We start from the raw sequence: 16,883 nt of genomic DNA, 5'->3' as shown, positions 1-16,883 counted from the left end.
ACGCACAAACCCTGTTTGGCGTTTTCCGGATTCCGACCGATAATCACATCCGAAACCTGCTTGATGCGGTTAAACCGGAAGCCGTATACCCGATGTTTGACTTTATCGTGGACGGCTTTCAACGTGCCGGCGTTATCGATTCCTTTCGCAGCGCAGACAAGCGTTTGCTACTGGCCTTGGATGGCGTCCAATACTTTTCCTCGCAAAAAATTCAAGGTCCCTGCTGTTCCTCTAAAACCCACAGCAACGGCAAGGTCAGTTATTCGCACACGGCCGTCACGCCCGTACTGGTTAAGCCCGGAAGCGACAAAGTGATTCCCTTGGCGCCGGAATTTATTGCGCCCCAGGATGGCCGTGAAAAACAGGATTGCGAGATCAACGCCTCCCTGCGCTGGTTGGAAAACGCGGTAAGATGCGCTAATCTGTCGTAGCATCTATCGCGTAAATTTGTGCCTAACTGTGCGCTCCACCCGACCCGCGCCCGCAAGCTGTTTCGTGTTTTCGAGTTTCGTGGTGGGCGCTGGCGGGTGAGCTTCCGCGTTATGAATGACTGTTTTCCCGAATTGAGCAGCCTTACAGTTGGCAATTGTGATAGTCGGCTCATGGCCGATCTGAGGCGATCAGCAGACATTAATTTTGATGACTGCCACGGGCTGCTTTCACTGGAATAGGTTGTATTTTTATTTACAGGCCGTTAAGGCTAGGTTAGTGGTTCAAATATTCTTTTTATTAAGCGGAGAAACTTTGCCATCCTCGATATTAATCGTATAGGCCTGACCAAAACCCATAATGTACCGGCCACTTTCCGGGCATAAGGCAAATAAGTGAAAATCGGTTAACGTATTCAATAAACTCACGACTTCGCCAAACTTATCCTGAAATGCTTTTAACTGAGTCGTATAGAGTGGCTCATTGCGTCCTATTTCCCTGCTTTTACAGTTGAATACCGCACGTTCGCGGGCAAAAAAATTGTTCGATTCGGATTCCGGGCGGATAAACATCACCGAGGCCTGGGGATTATCCAGCAAATTGGCGGTATGCGTGGCAAGTTCGCTGATAAAGATATAAAAACAGCCCGCTTGATCTCGCACAAAGGGAGCGACACTCAAATCGGGAACGCTGCTTCCTGAAGCCGTCGACAGCAACAGCGTTTGTTGTGAGGCGAGCAGTTCCTGCAAGGACTTTGTTTTTTCGGATAGATTTTCTGTGTCGTTCATTTTAAATATACCCATTGTGTGTCGGAACATTATCTGAATTAAAATCCGCAACCTATTAAAAATAGGGCGAAACGGTTAGCCGATCGGATTCTGTATAACTAAGGATACGGCCATTAATAACTTCCCGATATGGATCGGGTAAAATTTTTCCGTTCGCCCTGAGCTTGTCGAAGGGTGGACGGAAAAATTTCGGCCTACCGCGTCAAGCCGATCATGCTTCGACAAGCTCAGCACGAACGGCTTGACGATAGAAGACAGTGATTTCGGGAAGTTATTTTTAACCAAATCCTAACTACAAAGCTGCAGAATGGATGACGGCCATTTTTTCAACCTGCATATCGCGGAAAGTATAAGGAATCCCGCCGGTTCCATAGCCGGATTCGCGCAAACCGGCAAACGGCATCCAGTCCACACGAAACGCCGTGTGGTCGTTAATCATCACCGTCGATGCGGCTAAATGTTTAAAAGCGTATAAGGCCGTATCGATATTTTGGGTGGCAATAGCAGCCTGGAAGGCATAGGGCAGAGCGTTCGCTTGTTCAATAGCCTGGTCGATGTTGTTATAGCCATAAACGCAAATAACCGGACCGAATATTTCCTGTTGACTGACCTTGCTGTTGACCGAAGGGTTGAACAACACCGTCGGCTGATACAGCGATGCAGAAAGCCGTTTGCCTCCGGTGATCAATTCGGCATTTTCGGCGATGGCTTCATTGACCCAAGATTCAACGCGGTCCACTTCCCGATGCCGGATAAGAGGCCCTATATCAGTGCCGGTATCGGCAGGATCGCCTACCGTCATCTGTTCTGCCAATGCCGCAAGTTCGGACGCAACTTTATAGGCAATGGCTTGATGAGCATAAATGCGTTGCACGGAAACACAGACTTGCCCCGCATGATAAAAGCCGCCTTTGGCCATTAAAGGTAATATCTTATTAAGATCCGCATCCTCGGCAATAATCACCGGTGCAACCCCGCCATGTTCCAAAGAGCACCGTGTTCCGGGGGCCAGCTTTGATCGTAATGCCCAGCCAACGTCGGCACTGCCGATAAAACTGAAAAAGGCCACCCGCTTATCCGTCACCAATTTTTCGGTAACCCTGTTATCGTCAATCATAACCGGCTGACACCAAGCAACCGGTAACCCGGCTTGGTGGAATAGTTCAACCAGTGCAAAAGCAGATAGCGGAGTTTCCCGTGCCGGTTTGATAATGATCGGGCAACCTGCCGCAATCGCCGGGCCGACCTGATGGACGATTAAGTTAAGCGGATGATTAAAGGCACTGACCGCAACGACAGGACCGATAGGTTCTCTATGGGTAAAAGCCAGTCGATTCATGGATGCCGGATTTAACTGCATGAGTATTTCCGTACCGCGTTCGGAGCGTAGGCATTCGATACAAATTTTGATACTGTCGATAGCCCGTAACAGTTCAATTTGGGTATCCGAATAAGGTTTGCCGCCTTCGGCAATCGCGATGGCTATTAATTGTTCGGAACGTGTCTGCATAGTCTGGGCTATACGTTCCAAGATGGCAATACGCTCATGGGCCGGCAACCAGTTGTTCCGGTCACGAAAAACCTCAGCCATGTTTTTTAAAGCGACCTCAACCCCTTTGGCATCGATGCATTCAACCGAGCCGACCGGTTCTCCGTCATAGGGTGAAAAAACTTCAATGATTCCGGAAGCTTTAGCGTTAGGACTATTGATTGGATAATGCATAAACCTCACCCGAAATTCATATGTCTTTTTAGCAGGATATTCTAAAGGCGATCAGCAAATAAATTAGTAGTTGTTACTATTTACCATCTGATGTTACGCATTGCCGCAAAAATAAATGAACGTACTTTGACTGAACGGCCGTGACGAATGGGGTAGTAATGAGTAGGGCGTGCCGTGCGCGCCTTAGGAACCAAGGCGCGCACGGCACGCCCTACGAAGGATATTCCTATGCAGGGAACCAGATCTTTCTGGACAATGACAAGGAAAATCAAACCCGTCTAATCCGTGTCGCCTCGGCAACTGCTCCTGCATCCGTGTAGGCAATGCAGAGAAATGGCAGGATCATTTCCTGTCCCTGCAGTCGTAGAGATGCCTGCTTTTGGCATCGCGCATCAAACCGGCTTTTCGCAGCTGCGCATAAACCAACGGATTGGTCAATCAGTTTAGATAAAGTTGTTAGCCATTGTTAAAGCACATATACTCGTCTGCAAATAGCCATAATTACGTCTTCAATTTCCTGTGATTTTCAGTTGAATCAATATCTGGATCACTCGGTTGCCCAACATGAATGAGGAGCCTGTCTTTATGAAATCCCAAACTATCGTTATGAAAAAACTTTATCCCATCATAGCTTTTATTTTTATCGTTACCGGCTGCGCGTTTCAAAAGCCTGACTATCTAAAAGTTATACCCGCGACTGAATTAAACCGGGTCATGCAAAACGAGGATATTTTCCTTGTTGACGTTCACACGCCCGAACAACGGCATATAAAAGGCACTGATCTTTTTATTCCTTACAACGAAATCGGGAAATACAAAGACAAGCTTCCCAAAGATAAAAATACGGCTATCTATCTTTATTGCGAAAGTGGCCCTATGGGAAATGCAGCGGCAAAGTCTCTTTATGAATTAGGTTACCGTAACTTAACTAATCTTGAAGGAGGCGCGAAGGCTTGGAGTAAGGCTGGTCTTGATTTTGAATAAATAGATACGTTGACCAGCTCGAACTTGATATAGCGCCCAAACATTATATTGACCAACAACTATTGGCGGTTGGCTGCCGGACAGTAGTCCGCAGCCGGCCTGCTTCCCGTTAAAATTGATGCTTTCATTATCAAAATACCATCATGACTAAAAATAGTTATCAAAAGTCATCGCAGCAAACTCAAGAGGAAGCGTTGAAAATAGCCAGAGGAACTCAACGTCCCGCTCAAACCAAAGAACAAACCAGGCTGATTGCTCAAGGCATTCAAAAAGGAATCGATCTCTATAAAAAACAGCAAAAAGAAAAAGCCAGGGACTTGAACAGAAAACTCAAGAAAATATCAAATCAAAAGGCGCAATCGATTGAGCCGGATGATCACGAGATACAAGAGCGGATAGTTTATAGACAGCACTGGCTTCCTTGGTTGCTACTGTTGCTGACATGGCTGGGCGTGGGCATTTACTTTCTCGTTTGAATTCAATGAGTATAAGTTATTGCGATTTGCAAAAAAGCAGTATTGCGCAGCCTCAGCCGGCCACGGCAGTCTCAAATCGGCCCTAGTCCGACATTGGATGTTTATTTCGAACCTTGAAAACTTTCTATGGCTCGGGCCTTATTGTGTTCGCCAACCGACATAGCATCAAAAACAGGCCGTTAGTTACTTCTGCAAACGGCACATAATCGAGCTTATCCGGCGTATCCTGAGCCGTATGATAATAGGGGTAACGATACAAAGCGGTATCGGTAATCATCAAAGCCTTGTAACCGTGCCGCCAAAACGCCAGATGGTCACTCCAGGATACTCCCGGTACAAAGGCTAGAGTGGCAATGGATTGCATCGGAAAATCCGTCACTGAGGAAAACGCCTGAATACAGTCCCGCATGACGTTCCGGGAGCGCAAATTAGAAACGAAGGCAATAAAATTACCGGTATCGGGATAAAAATATTTCAACAAGGGAGGATAAGTTTGACTGCCGTGCTGTTCCCGATAATAGCCGATGGTCTCCAGCGAGATCATGAAACGGATCGGGTCGCCGCGTTGCTTGGCGGCTTTGGCATACACCATGCTGCCCATGCCGGGCCAGTAGAAAAACGGCGGCTCTTCATTCACAAAAGCGACAAAACGCAGACTGGTTTCAAGCGTAACATCCTTGAACAGGCGAGAAAGCTCAAGCAATGCTGCAACGCCGCTGCCATTATCATTAGCGCCCGGACTGCCCAAGACTGAGTCATAATGAGCGCCGATCAGAATGACATCGTTGCTACGGCTGTGACCGGGACAAGTCACTTCCAGATTGGCGCACTCAACCCCTTGCGCGGTATAAGTTTGTTTACGAACGGCATAGCCTTGCTGCTCCCACTGTTGCGTAATATAAGCCTCTGCGGCATGCAAAGCTTCCGGGTGAAACACATTATGCTCGCCGATCTTACCGGCAAGTTCATCGACATGTACTTTTAAGCGCTGCATTAAATCTTCGTTCATGGTTCTGAAACCGCAAAGTTAATATGCCAAAACTGCTGATAAAAAGATAATTCCGAACAATCCTGAGTCCCAGCTAGGGCTTCTTAGGGCGCGTTTTAGGTTGCTCTTGTTTCGGTTCTTCTATCGGCGGATTAGTCCCTGAATGGCTGCGGGCTTGTTCAATTAATCCCCGGCAATCGCTGTCTTTACCAAGGCCCAGCTCGATAAACGGGATAATAGCCGCCACTGGGGTAAGAAAAGCACCCAGAACTACAGCGCCCGCAGCGCGTGCTGCAAGTTGTTTAGGGTCAAGCCCAATAGTCGGCTGCTTCAAGCGGCCAGTAACTGTTATAGGCGTGCGGGCGCTACCGATACTAATATCTTTCGGATGAGTCTCTACTTTGGCATCGATGGTCTCATCTTTTAGATTAATGTGCGCATACCCGTCTATATTCGAATCCGTTGTGTCAAACACAAAAATCTCCGAATTCAATAGTCCATTATCAACCTTGAAATCACCGATTACACAGCGGATATCGGTAGACTTATCTTTACCTAGCAGCAAGGGAGTGGCTTGGCCGAGGTCAAGCCCCGCGGCTTCTATGATAAGCAAGCTGATTTTGCCGCCCGTCATCATCAAGGTAATGCGGCCATCGCTTGTTGCCAACACTTCGGCAAGCGAGCGGCCGTTGCCTTTCACTTTAAGCTGCCCGCCAAAATACCCGGCCGATAAAGATTCAAATTTCGGATCGGTGAAGAATGGTTTCAGGCTTAAGCGCTTGAGCATCAGATCCGATTGAATTTGCGGAACATCTTTCTGCCCATCCAATATAAGACTGCCGCCGATTGTTCCATCGGCAACGCCGAAATCAAGCGGATCCAGGTGCAGCACGCCTTTCTGTAAATTGAAACCTATATCCAGATCGTTCAGCGGCCATTTTGTCCCTATAATTTGTTTGCCTTTAAGGTGTACTTCCATATCGGTGGCGCGTAGCCGTGTTAAATCGATAGGGACGTCAGGCAATAGGCGCGGGCTGGATTTTTCTCGTTCGGCCTGGGCCTTTTGTTCCGGGGACATCGTTCCTTTGGATGGCGCAGCGCCGATAAAGCCGGCAAGGTCATCCATGTCCAGCTTCTGCGAGACCAAATTGGCGTTTACAAAATTACGTTCACTTTTAGTCTGGTAAACTAAATCGCCGGATAAATCGCTATCGCCCACCTTTCCTTTGAATTTGTTAAATTTCCAGACTTCATTCCGCTGTTGCAAGTGGCCGCTCAATTGATAGGGCGGCGTCGGCGGCAGAGGTATTTGCGTAAGATGGAATAGATCGGCGAGATTATTACCTTGCAAATTAAGTTGCGTATTCATGCCTGCGAGCTTCGCCGGATTAGCGATAGTTCCTTCTACGTCTATGCGGGTGCTGCCCATTTTAATGTCGAGAGTAAGCGGATAAGGCGCAGTGCTATTTTGTAACATAGATAACGATCCGCCCTTGGCCTGAAGACTAAACGGCTGGTCTTGCAACGTACCCTGGCCGGACAGTTTATACATGCCTTTTTGAGCTTCCACCCCACCCCGGGCGGTATCGAGATTCAGCATAACGGCCAGCTTTTTAGGAAGATCCCGGTAGGCTAACTTGCCGTCATCTATCGATACCGAACCAATTACAGGGAGATTTTTACGATCTTCGGACGTTGTTTCATCCCCAGCGAGTGCTGGAAAATCCCAGTTTTTTTCAGCTTCAGAAAACTTCTCCAATATAACTTTGGGCTTGGTAAATTTGAGTTTAGGTAAATTCAACTCCGCCTGGAGCAGTTTCCATATCTTGATTTGGAAATCGATCTCGTCAATTGCCACCATGTTAGGGTCTTTGCTTTTAGCTATATTGGCAATTCGCAGTTTACGAATGGACACTTCAGGCGTTGTCCAATCCCAATCGATCTTAATATCGCCATCAATAGCGAATTTCCGCCCCAACAAAGCGCTTCCTGTGGTACCGGCCATATTGCGCAGCCAATCGCTGGGCATAAAAAATATCACGGCAAAACCGGCAAGAAATAAAAACAGGAGCGTTATACCAATCCAGCGCAGAATGACCTTCAAGCGGGCCGAAGTTGAATGAGTAGACATATCAATAATTCCTATCAGCAAAGATAGCGATACCCATTGATTCGAACATGGAAAACGCTATTTGGATTTATTTATTAATACGTGGTTTTCGGAGCCTTGAGTTCAATATTGAAGATTAAAAAAGCGTTGAGCATTTTCGATGAAAAGTGCCAAAATTTTCCAATAATTATTGATTTAATAAAACCCGTGGTATTACTTACTATTAAAAATATGCGTTTGACTTGCTGTTTGTTTCTGCAATATATAACTCATTCGTTCAAATATGATATACACAACATATTCTCATCGATAAAAAGCTAATTCCTGGATTCACCAATGAAATTGATTTTAAAGCTAATTGTGCTGACGATTTTCCTGTCGCCGCTGATTTTAATCGGTGCACTTACTTTAGTTGTAGAGAATGAGCCAAAACTTCATGATAGGGCCGATTTGACGCCCGAGAAGATTGCCCATGGAAAACGCGTTTTTGAACAAAATGATCCTCGCCGAATAAAATCCAACTCTATTGCCAAAGCTGACTTAGGACAGGAAGAATTGGATTTGGCGATTAATTATCTCGCTAATCAATATGCTGGAGGTGTCGCGGGATTGGACATTGTTAAAGGCCATGCAACCGTTGAAAGCACGTTGCAATTACCCGCCAATCCCTTGGGCCGGTTTGTAAATCTGAAACTTGGATTCAAACAAACCGATAAGTTGCCGCAGATCGACAATGTGATGCTCGGTAAATTATGGGTTCCCAATGTGCTGGTCGATATGCTGTTAAATTACGGATTGTCCAAAGTGCAAACGTTAACCGACTGGCAAACATTTATTAGTATGATTAAAAATGTCAAATTCGAGCATCGGCGGATGACTGTTACCTATCGCTGGCAAGACGATTTGCCTGGTAAATTAAGCGGCGTCTTGTTGTCTGCTCAGGATCAAAGCCGGATAGAGGTTTATCATCGGCGTTTAGCCGAACTTACACAAGGCGGCAAAAGCAGTCTTAATTTAACGGAGTTAACGAAGCCGCTGTTTCAATTGGCTCAGGAGCGTAGCGATAACGGCGACGCGGTTGAGGAAAACCGGGCGGTGATATTGGCTCTCACTTTCTATGCTAATCAACGTGATTTAAATAAGCTCATCCCCCAGTCTAAAACATGGCCGCGTCCGGTCTGGCGGACAATTACCTTAAACGGCCGGGACGACTTTCCTAAGCATTTTCTCGTTTCTTCGATGTTGGCCGCCTATTCAGGAACGCCTTTGTCAAATGCTGTAGGGTTATTTAAAGAAATAGAAGACTCGCGAGGAGGTAGCGGCTTTTCGTTTAACGACATCGCCGCAGATCGTGCAGGCACTCGAGCAGGGGAACTGTTAATCGGCAATGAGCCGCAAGCGAAGAAAATACAGATGCTGATGGCTAGCGCAAACGAACGCGATATTATGCCGATGACAACCGATTTACCCGAATTTATGCCGGAGGCCGAATTTAAGCGGCGCTTCGGTGGCTTACAAGGTGGGCCATACAGGCAAATGATGAGGGAAATTGAGCGGCGTGTGGAGGCTTTGCCGATTAATCGCAATTGATCCACCAGCTAACTGATTATCCGGCATGACTGCGGCTGAGTCCCAATCACTCGAGTTAATATGACTGTACTTCTTGGCCTTATGCATCTTTTTCACTCATCAGGCAATATTTTCAATATTCGTTGACGTGGATAACGACTAAGTTCATGCTTAAATATAGTCTTTAAGATTCGGATCGGATTCTGTTTTATCCGGTTCTTTGAACCATAGGGTCAATAGAATCGGTCTTCTCAGTGCTGTTCAAACTTGCCGATGTTCAAACTGGAGGTTGTGCGTGGATGATCTCAAACCTTTTTTAGAGCGTTTTCTAAGTTCACTGCCTGTTTCACCGCTGGCAGTACTTCTAACCGTCACATTGCTGGTTGCGGTGACGATGTCGTTTTACACCATTCCAGCTGAATCGGAAGGTATCGTGCTCCGCTTTGGCAAGTACATCGAAAAAGTGCCGTCCGGATTACATGCCAAGCTTCCGTTTGGCATCGACAATATTATTCCTGTGCCAACTCAACGCCAGCAAAAACTGGAGTTCGGTTTTGCGACGCCCGGTTACACCAATCCCGATCAAATCAGCAACGAGCCAGCCTTGGAAAAGTCGATGGTGACCGGCGACCTGAATGCAGCCTTGGTGGAATGGATTGTGCAATATCGCATTACCGATCCTGAAAAATATCTCTTCGATGTGCGCAATCCAGGGAAAACCTTAAGAGACCTATCGGAAGCCGTCATGCGTGAAGTTATCGGGGATCGGACAGTCGATGAAATCATCACCATTGGCCGTCAAGAGATTGAGGAAACTGCGCTCGAACGCACCCGTGAGCTAGCCAAGCGTTACCAGCTCGGCGTTTCCATTAATCAAGTCCAGTTAAAGAACGTCAATCCGCCCGAACCGGTGCAGCCTTCGTTTAATGAAGTGAATCGCGCCCAGCAAGACCGGGAAAATGTGATCAACTTGGCGAATGGCGAGTACAACAAGGCAGTGCCTCGCGCCCGTGGCGAAGCCGACCAGAAAATCCGTGGCGCCGAAGGCTATCGCTTTAAACGGATTAATGAAGCGCAAGGCGATGTTTCCGCGTTCAACCAAGTGCTGGAGCAATATCTCAAAGCGCCTGATATTACTCGTACGCGTATTTATCTTGAAACTTTGGGCGATATTCTGCCCCAAGCAAGACAACAGATTATCGTTGATGACGCGATTCAGCAAATATTGCCGATGCTGCCTTTTCCAGCTAAAACCGTGGAGGAACAAAAATGAATATGTCGGGAAAAAGCGGCCTACTCATCGTAGCCTTGGCGGCTGTATTATTACTGTCAATATACACTGTTAATCAGACCGAACAGGTCATCATCACCCAGTTCGGCAGTCCGGTCGGCGATCCTATTACCAGTCCGGGCCTGCATTTCAAAATGCCTTTTATCCAGAAGGTCAACACCTTCGATAAACGCTATTTGGCATGGGATGGGCCGATGGTTGAGATGTCGACTAAGGATAAAACCTACGTACAAGTCGATACTTTTGCCCGCTGGCGGATTACCGATCCGATGCGCTATTACCTAAGGCTTAGGGATGAACGTAGCGCCCAGTCACGGCTGGAGGATATTTTAGGCAGCGAAACCCGTACGGCGATTGCTCGGCACGAGCTGATTGAAGTGGTGCGCACCGATAAAGACCGCAAGCCTTTGCAGGATGAGAGCTTGACCGGCCCCTTAACCGGTGAAGGCACACTTGGCGTATTACGGCCGATACACGTTGGCCGAGTCAGGATTGAAAAAGACGTGTTCGATGCGGCAGCGCCGAAGCTGGCCGAGTTTGGCATTGAGCTGCTTGATGTCCGCTTCAAGCGCATTAACTACAATCATCAAGTGCTCGAACGCATTTACCAGCGAATGATTAGCGAACGGTTACAGATTGCGCAACGTTTCCGCTCCGAAGGCGAAGGCGAGGCTGCACGCATTAATGGCAACAAGGACAGGGACCTTAACCAGATCCAGTCCGCAGCCTATAAGCGAGTCCATGAAATTCAGGGCGAGGCTGATGCCAAAGCCACGGAAATCTACGCCAAGGCTTATGCTCAAAAGCCTGAGGCCGCAGAGTTCTACAAGTTTATTAAGAGCATGGAGACTTATCGCAAAATTATTAACACCGATGCGACCCTCGTTCTTTCAACCAACAGCGATTTATTTTCATTGCTTAAGCGGGCAGAACAGAAAAAATGATTTTTCAGCCAGCCATCATGTCTCAAGCGATACAGCTTTCCCAGACATTGTAAAACGGTGTCCAACGTTGGAAATTTACCAACATATTCCGAGGATTATCATGAAAACTCTATCCGTTGTTCTGTTGCTGATCAAAGCGACATGCTTGCAAGCGGACGACTCGTTTGCGGTTCAGTTGCCCGAGTGCACGGCAAGAATAGAACATCGAGCCACGGAACCGGAGGTGGCATTGGTAAGAAGCGATTGTCCGCTGTCGCTGCAATCGTTGAATCAACTTCTGAAAACCGGGTTTCATGGCCTGTTCCCCAATAACAGCTTGCCGATTCGTACCGTGTATCTTGGCCGGTTGATCAATTATCCGCAGTGGTCGCAAGACTTGGCAAAATCCGCTGCGCAGTCGCCGGATTGGAGCTCAAAACGGGGACGCCCTAAAAAAGCCGGCGAAAGCGACAATCATCGCGTCCGCATACTGCTGAACGGCCCGGCTTATCCGCAGGCGTTGAAATCAACGTTTACACAGTACGGTCTGACTGCATGTATTGCCGGTGTGGAGAAGGTATTGGTGTTTGAAGCCAGGGTTATTTTTCCCGGCTTGGCCAAAATACCCAACGGGATTTCGGCTCATGCGCGTTTGCCGACGGATGCGCAGATTTGGCTACATCTACAACCGGAGAGATGTAGCTGATTGAATATTCGCTCGCCCAGGTAAATCTATAGGTTATTTGAATATTAACTTTCCTTGCGTCTCAAGCAGATAGTCCCCTAGCTCATTGTTATAATGATCAAACTTTATTCCGTATTCTTTTTGTGACAAACTGGAACGTCGGACAATTATCCCTTTTATTTCAAATACCTTACCCGATTTAAACTGAAGCGTCAGAATGATTTTTTTATTGATGCCGAGCCGTTGGTCCGTTGAAACCAGTACACCTTTACTGGCAATGTCCATCAAATTAACAGGAATGGTTTTAGAGAAACTCAATAGGCCCGGAATGTTGATAGAGGCGGCAATATCTTCTCGGATAAAGCGTGTTGCGACACGAATATTTTTTTTAAGCTTTGGCTGCTCATCCAATAAATCAGTCATACTTTCCGAATCTTGTAAATCGGAACTGTCGCTATCATCAAAGGCAGTATCAGTTACTAAACTGTCTCGCTGCTGACCGTCGTCGGAATCAGTAACAGGCTCATCAGCAGATAGAATTCCTTTCCGGTTTTTGCTGGTATCAAATTCATCTTTAAGCATATGATTGTCCTTCCCTTCATACCCAGGTATGTCTCGAGCACTCATTATTTATGATATCTTCGCAAACCGGATTTAGTTCCAGTAAGACATTACAGCTTCATAATTACAACAACATGTCGGTTTAATAGTAAATCATATATTAGGCTGTTTATGTGATTTCATCCATAAGATTTGGATCTGATCATGTATCGCTTTAAATCGGATACTATAGCGCTAACGCTTTTCCTTAATGGGAGCTATTTATCGAAGAGATTTGCTCAAAATATCTGGATAAAGTGCCGCTTGGAGATGACGGTAAAGCGCATGTGGCTATGGTCATGATTGAAGTCGAAGCGGAAAAAACGCATTAAAACAAACTCGAATCAAAGCCGGCATGCTCAATCCTGTCCGGCAATCTCATAACGTTGCCGGGCGGCGAGGCGGGCTTCTGCTTCGGCATCGTCAAGCATTTGTTGCAGCAAATTTTGAGTCTTTTCACCCGACCTGGAGCAGAGTGATGTATCGATCAAAAAAGACGGGCTAGGTCTTTCTTCAGCACTCAGGCCGCTATGGAGAAATGCATAATGTAAGACTTGGCCCTTAGGTACTATAGGTGGTTTTGACCTGTCTTGTCACTTCGGACAAGGCCATTCTTGGGCAAGTGCCGCTTTAACGAGCGCCTCGCCGCTAGAGTCCAACGATTGCGGATGCTCGTTTAAGTATTTAGTCACAACATTCGCGGCTTGGTCAGAAGTTATATTTTGTGGACAAAATAAGCCCGAACCAATATTCGAGTCGATAACACCCATTATGTAATACACATACGCCCCTGCATCGTATAAGTCGGCATCGTCTATATCGCCACTCTTATAGGCCCTAGACTTGTCGTGAAGTTTATGCCCATCTATAAAAGCATTGAAACCGGCGTTCGCCGACATTGGCATCGTCATTATGGCTATCAGGATTAACTTTGCTGCTTTCATGTTTACACTCCATATATTTCGTTCAAAAAATTTTTGTGCCGTCGATCAATCGGATAGAGGCAGAGAATTTTTGCGCCTAGTCAACAAATGCCGGATATTTCCAATCATCAACAGACATTGCACCGGCTTAATGTACTTTAAGATGTTGATTTAATAAACGGTACATTTGGTGCTTGGAAAATTTTCAATGTTGATTTCGCTGATTATCCAGCTTATTCCTCCGATTACGCTTCGCTAATCGGAGCTACGCTGGCTTGCAAGTGATAGAGGGCAAACCTACTGCCTTAATCCTCTAAATTCCGCACAAACGTATAGGCCCCGGAAGTCTGCTTCATCCGGTACAACGTCGCCGGACGCCCGCCTTCGGAACGCTTTTCGCCGGTATTGATCAGTAATTCCGCCTGTTCGATACGGCGGCGGAAAGATTTTTTCTGTAAGGGTTTGCCGATCAGCACTTCATGTAAATGCTGCAGTTCCGGCAACGTGAATGTTTCCGGTAGCGCATAAGCCGGTACGATCGAATACAACGCCTTTTGCCGCATCCTCTCCCGCGCCAGGCCGATGATCGTCTGGTGATCGAATGCCAAATCCATCCGGCTAACTCTATCCAACTCCAGCCATTGCACGTCGGCGACACTGGCGACATGCGTCTCACAGCTTTGGAACGCCATCAATGCCGTATAAGCCACAGTCACCGACCAGCCGCGCGGGTCGCGCTGAGTATTACCGATACTTTGCAATTGCTCTAAATACGGCGGTTCAACGCCGGTTTTTTCGGCCAACTTGCGCCGCACCGTGTCTTCCAGCGTTTTATCCCGCTGTAGATCGACAAAGCCGCCCGGCAGCCCCCATTTGCCCCGCTCGGGGTAATTCGAGCGCTCGACCAGCAACACTTTCAAGCATTCCTGGTGATAAGTAAACAGCACCGCGTCGATAGTCAGCAGCGGGCTGTCGTATTGGTGTTTGTCATAGTCGGCTAGAAACTGTTGTTCATCCATTGTAATTGAGCTGGTTTGTTTCCGTCATTGGTTTTGATTGATGCGGCTATTGTCGCAGAATTTATGTCTTTTTGACACTTTTGTGCTTGACAAATAAGTGTCTATAGGTCACTATTTCACAAAAGTAACTTTTAGACACAAATAGGAGAAAACCATGTTAGGCATTCAATATTTCAAAGCGAACTCGTCGACCTTTGTTATCAAAACCGTCAACGGCAAAGTGAAACAAGCCGGCAAGGGCTTGAGCTTTTTCTATAACACCGCCACCGCCTCGATCGCCGCAGTACCGATCAATGCCCAAGAAACGCCCTTCATTTTCAAGCTGTTAACCGCGGATTTCCAATCGGTGACCGTACAAGGCCAAGTAAGCTACCGGATCGCGTCGCCGGAAAAAATGGCTGAACTGCTCAATTACAACTTGAAAAACGACGGATCGACCTACGTTTCCGAAGATCCGTTGAAATTGTCGGACCGGGTGATTCATATCGTGCAAGCGATCGTACAGACCAAGGTGCAAAACACCGCGCTGCGCGATGCGTTGAAGCTGGGACAAACCTTAGTCGCCTTGCTGCGCGAGCAACTCGCGGAAAACTCTCCCCTCGCGGTCTTAGGCATTGCCTTGCTGGATGTTTCGATCAGCGCTGTGCAACCGACGCCGGAAACCGCACGAGCCTTGGAAGCGGAAGCCCGGGAAGCGATTCTGAAAGAAGCCGACGATGCGATTTACGATCGCCGCAAATCCGCCGTCGAACAGGAACGCACCATCAAGGAAGCCGAGTTGCAAACCGAGTTGTCGGTACAGCAAAAAGAACAGGAGATCGAAGAATCGCGCATCCTCAATGAACGCACCATCCAGCGCGGTAAGGCCGAAACCGAGCGCGAACACCTGCAAGCCGAAATCGCCGCCGAAACCCAACGCCTGGAATTGGTCGAGTTGAGCAGCGAAAACAGCCGCCGCCAAGCCGATGCCGAAGCCTATGCGATTACCGAGCGCATGAAAGCCTTTAGGGAGTTGCCGGTGGAAAATCTCAAGGCCATGGCGCTGGCCAAAATGGAGCCGGAACAGCTGTTGGCGATGGCTTTCGAAACGCTGGCGCAGAATGCCGGCAAGATCGGCGAATTGACGATTACGCCGGATTTATTTGGGCAAGCGATCAAAAGATCGGTGCGGCCATGAGCAACAGTTTTCAACACCGCTTCGTTCTGGTGATCCGCCCAACCCGTTTGCAGGAATTGATCGAACGCTTCAACACTTGGCCGCAAGCGCGCTTTTATCTGGAACATAATCATGTCGATGCCCAGGATTATTTAAACGAACACGATGTTTACCAACAACGCTTACAGGAGGCCGAGCGGACGTTGAAATCCTTGGGTCGGTTTCAGCTGCTGGAACGGCGACTAATGCCCAATTACCGCTTCAGTCCGGAGGACATTGTGGTCACCATCGGTCAAGACGGATTGGTCGCCAACACCTTGAAATATCTCAACGGCCAACCAGTCATTGCGATCAACCCCGATCCCGGCCGTTGGGACGGCAAGCTGCTGCCGTTCGAAATCGGCGATTTACAGGCCGCGGTGACGCGTACATTGGCTGGCAAAGCGGCATGCAAAACCATCAGCTTTGCCGAGGCGACGACTAACGACGGACAACACCTGCTCGCAGTTAACGATCTGTTCATCGGCCCGAAAAGCCATACTTCGGCCCGTTATCAACTATCTTGGAACGGCCGTCAGGAAAACCAGTCGTCATCCGGCATTATCGTCTCCACCGGCTTCGGCTCGACCGGCTGGTTCCAGTCGTTACTGGCCGGCGCCTTGGCGGTTTCCGGCGGCGAATCCCACCCGCTGCAACAAGGCTTTGCGTGGCACGAACGGCGCCTGCAATTCACCGTGCGCGAACCGTTTCCGAGCCGGATGACCGGCACCAGTTTGGTGTTCGGAGCCATCACGCCGGAGATGCCGTTGACGCTGGAATCGCAGATGCCGGAAAACGGCGTGATCTTTTCGGACGGCATTGAGTCCGACTATCTGGCATTCAATTCCGGCACCGTTGTGACGGTCAATTTGGCGGCAACGCAAGGGCAATTGATTGTTTGAAGTGGCAATGTTGACCGCGTGTTTACCACTTTTGCTTAATAGCCCAAGCGGAATCCATGACCAAAGGCGGCGGCATCCTGAAGCTAAGTGAACAGATATCCGGGAGATTAACCGCCTGGAGGTGCATCTGCCGCTCGGTATCGACGTGTATTAGGTCTCGGATCAGAACCGGTACGCATCGCTCGCCTTTTTGAATAGCTATGTTGCGTAAAGATTGTTAAAGGTATGGGTTGCATACCATTGGCTTAATCGTACGCATTTTCTTGACTCAAAAGCTT

General features: G+C 47.9%; 17 protein-coding genes. 9 read left to right on the top strand and 8 right to left on the bottom strand.

Going from position 1 to position 16,883, the window contains the following annotated elements; translation table 11 throughout:
- Positions 1-92 precede the first annotated feature (92 nt).
- Positions 93-431 carry a hypothetical protein gene (locus EPO18_RS07155; RefSeq protein ID WP_292432481.1) on the top strand — a complete coding sequence of 113 codons (339 nt, stop codon included), beginning with the start codon at positions 93-95 and terminating at the stop codon, positions 429-431.
- 282 nt (positions 432-713) lie between these two features.
- Here EPO18_RS07155 and EPO18_RS07150 read toward each other — a convergent pair whose 3' ends face one another.
- A complete protein-coding gene (locus tag EPO18_RS07150; RefSeq protein WP_292432479.1) occupies positions 714-1,217 on the bottom strand; it encodes a HugZ family pyridoxamine 5'-phosphate oxidase in 504 nt (167 codons plus the stop codon).
- A gap of 292 nt (positions 1,218-1,509) precedes the next feature.
- Positions 1,510-2,940, bottom strand: a complete 1,431-nt coding sequence (locus tag EPO18_RS07145; RefSeq protein ID WP_292432477.1) for an aldehyde dehydrogenase family protein — start codon at positions 2,938-2,940, stop codon at positions 1,510-1,512.
- A 585-nt stretch (positions 2,941-3,525) separates the two neighbouring features.
- On the opposite strand from EPO18_RS07145, the gene EPO18_RS07140 reads away from it, so the two are divergent.
- On the top strand, positions 3,526-3,924 hold the full coding sequence (locus EPO18_RS07140; RefSeq protein ID WP_292432476.1) for a rhodanese-like domain-containing protein: 399 nt from the start codon (positions 3,526-3,528) through the stop codon (positions 3,922-3,924).
- A gap of 143 nt (positions 3,925-4,067) precedes the next feature.
- Entirely contained in the window at positions 4,068-4,400 is a 333-nt protein-coding gene (locus tag EPO18_RS07135; protein ID WP_292432474.1) for a DUF2956 domain-containing protein, read from the top strand.
- A 124-nt stretch (positions 4,401-4,524) separates the two neighbouring features.
- Here EPO18_RS07135 and EPO18_RS07130 read toward each other — a convergent pair whose 3' ends face one another.
- Both EPO18_RS07130 and EPO18_RS07125 read right to left on the bottom strand, forming a co-directional pair.
- Positions 4,525-5,409, bottom strand: coding sequence for a M28 family peptidase (locus EPO18_RS07130; RefSeq protein ID WP_292432472.1), 885 nt, complete (start codon positions 5,407-5,409; stop codon positions 4,525-4,527).
- A gap of 73 nt (positions 5,410-5,482) precedes the next feature.
- A complete protein-coding gene (locus tag EPO18_RS07125) occupies positions 5,483-7,519 on the bottom strand; it encodes an AsmA family protein (protein WP_292432470.1) in 2,037 nt (678 codons plus the stop codon).
- 315 nt (positions 7,520-7,834) lie between these two features.
- On the opposite strand from EPO18_RS07125, the gene EPO18_RS07120 reads away from it, so the two are divergent.
- The 4 genes from EPO18_RS07120 (at position 7,835) to EPO18_RS07105 (ending at position 11,987) form a co-directional block, all read left to right on the top strand.
- Positions 7,835-9,088: a YfiM family lipoprotein gene (locus tag EPO18_RS07120; RefSeq protein WP_292432468.1), complete on the top strand. Its 1,254-nt coding sequence runs from the start codon at positions 7,835-7,837 to the stop codon at positions 9,086-9,088.
- A 274-nt stretch (positions 9,089-9,362) separates the two neighbouring features.
- Positions 9,363-10,340 (top strand): FtsH protease activity modulator HflK, encoded by a 978-nt coding sequence (hflK, locus tag EPO18_RS07115; protein ID WP_292432466.1) that lies wholly within the window; start codon positions 9,363-9,365, stop codon positions 10,338-10,340.
- The gene (gene hflC / locus EPO18_RS07110; RefSeq protein ID WP_292432464.1) at positions 10,337-11,302 is read left to right on the top strand and encodes a protease modulator HflC; all 966 of its coding nucleotides are present in this window, start codon (positions 10,337-10,339) and stop codon (positions 11,300-11,302) included. The genes hflK and hflC overlap by 4 nt, the downstream gene beginning before the upstream one ends.
- A gap of 100 nt (positions 11,303-11,402) precedes the next feature.
- On the top strand, positions 11,403-11,987 hold the full coding sequence (locus tag EPO18_RS07105) for a hypothetical protein (protein WP_292432463.1): 585 nt from the start codon (positions 11,403-11,405) through the stop codon (positions 11,985-11,987).
- A 33-nt stretch (positions 11,988-12,020) separates the two neighbouring features.
- On the opposite strand, the gene EPO18_RS07100 is transcribed toward EPO18_RS07105, so the two are convergent.
- From EPO18_RS07100 to EPO18_RS07085, 4 genes are all read right to left on the bottom strand, one after another.
- The gene (locus tag EPO18_RS07100) at positions 12,021-12,548 is read right to left on the bottom strand and encodes a hypothetical protein (protein ID WP_292432461.1); all 528 of its coding nucleotides are present in this window, start codon (positions 12,546-12,548) and stop codon (positions 12,021-12,023) included.
- A 377-nt stretch (positions 12,549-12,925) separates the two neighbouring features.
- Positions 12,926-13,057 carry a hypothetical protein gene (locus tag EPO18_RS07095; RefSeq protein ID WP_292432459.1) on the bottom strand — a complete coding sequence of 44 codons (132 nt, stop codon included), beginning with the start codon at positions 13,055-13,057 and terminating at the stop codon, positions 12,926-12,928.
- Positions 13,058-13,159: 102 nt separating this feature from the next.
- Positions 13,160-13,510 (bottom strand): Rap1a/Tai family immunity protein, encoded by a 351-nt coding sequence (locus EPO18_RS07090; RefSeq protein WP_292432458.1) that lies wholly within the window; start codon positions 13,508-13,510, stop codon positions 13,160-13,162.
- 284 nt (positions 13,511-13,794) lie between these two features.
- Positions 13,795-14,508: an NUDIX hydrolase gene (locus EPO18_RS07085; protein WP_292432456.1), complete on the bottom strand. Its 714-nt coding sequence runs from the start codon at positions 14,506-14,508 to the stop codon at positions 13,795-13,797.
- A gap of 154 nt (positions 14,509-14,662) precedes the next feature.
- Between EPO18_RS07085 and EPO18_RS07080 the strand changes: the two genes are divergently transcribed.
- Positions 14,663-15,685, top strand: coding sequence for an SPFH domain-containing protein (locus tag EPO18_RS07080; RefSeq protein WP_292432455.1), 1,023 nt, complete (start codon positions 14,663-14,665; stop codon positions 15,683-15,685).
- A complete protein-coding gene (locus EPO18_RS07075; RefSeq protein WP_292432453.1) occupies positions 15,682-16,605 on the top strand; it encodes a diacylglycerol kinase catalytic domain-containing protein in 924 nt (307 codons plus the stop codon). The genes EPO18_RS07080 and EPO18_RS07075 overlap by 4 nt, the downstream gene beginning before the upstream one ends.
- Positions 16,606-16,883: the final 278 nt, after the last annotated feature.

It is taken from the genome of Methylobacter sp. (assembly GCF_004322395.1).
GTDB lineage: Bacteria > Pseudomonadota > Gammaproteobacteria > Methylococcales > Methylomonadaceae > Methylobacter_A.
This window is presented reverse-complemented; position numbering and strand designations above follow the sequence as displayed.

Coding starts and splice junctions, on each gene's coding strand:
- EPO18_RS07155 (WP_292432481.1), top strand. CDS start 93: ATGTTTGACTTTATCGTGGACGGCTTTCAACGTGCCGGCGTTATCGAT.
- EPO18_RS07150 (WP_292432479.1), bottom strand. CDS start 1,217: ATGAACGACACAGAAAATCTATCCGAAAAAACAAAGTCCTTGCAGGAA.
- EPO18_RS07145 (WP_292432477.1), bottom strand. CDS start 2,940: ATGCATTATCCAATCAATAGTCCTAACGCTAAAGCTTCCGGAATCATT.
- EPO18_RS07140 (WP_292432476.1), top strand. CDS start 3,526: ATGAAATCCCAAACTATCGTTATGAAAAAACTTTATCCCATCATAGCT.
- EPO18_RS07135 (WP_292432474.1), top strand. CDS start 4,068: ATGACTAAAAATAGTTATCAAAAGTCATCGCAGCAAACTCAAGAGGAA.
- EPO18_RS07130 (WP_292432472.1), bottom strand. CDS start 5,409: ATGAACGAAGATTTAATGCAGCGCTTAAAAGTACATGTCGATGAACTT.
- EPO18_RS07125 (WP_292432470.1), bottom strand. CDS start 7,519: ATGTCTACTCATTCAACTTCGGCCCGCTTGAAGGTCATTCTGCGCTGG.
- EPO18_RS07120 (WP_292432468.1), top strand. CDS start 7,835: ATGAAATTGATTTTAAAGCTAATTGTGCTGACGATTTTCCTGTCGCCG.
- hflC (WP_292432464.1), top strand. CDS start 10,337: ATGAATATGTCGGGAAAAAGCGGCCTACTCATCGTAGCCTTGGCGGCT.
- EPO18_RS07105 (WP_292432463.1), top strand. CDS start 11,403: ATGAAAACTCTATCCGTTGTTCTGTTGCTGATCAAAGCGACATGCTTG.
- EPO18_RS07100 (WP_292432461.1), bottom strand. CDS start 12,548: ATGCTTAAAGATGAATTTGATACCAGCAAAAACCGGAAAGGAATTCTA.
- EPO18_RS07090 (WP_292432458.1), bottom strand. CDS start 13,510: ATGAAAGCAGCAAAGTTAATCCTGATAGCCATAATGACGATGCCAATG.
- EPO18_RS07085 (WP_292432456.1), bottom strand. CDS start 14,508: ATGGATGAACAACAGTTTCTAGCCGACTATGACAAACACCAATACGAC.
- EPO18_RS07080 (WP_292432455.1), top strand. CDS start 14,663: ATGTTAGGCATTCAATATTTCAAAGCGAACTCGTCGACCTTTGTTATC.
- EPO18_RS07075 (WP_292432453.1), top strand. CDS start 15,682: ATGAGCAACAGTTTTCAACACCGCTTCGTTCTGGTGATCCGCCCAACC.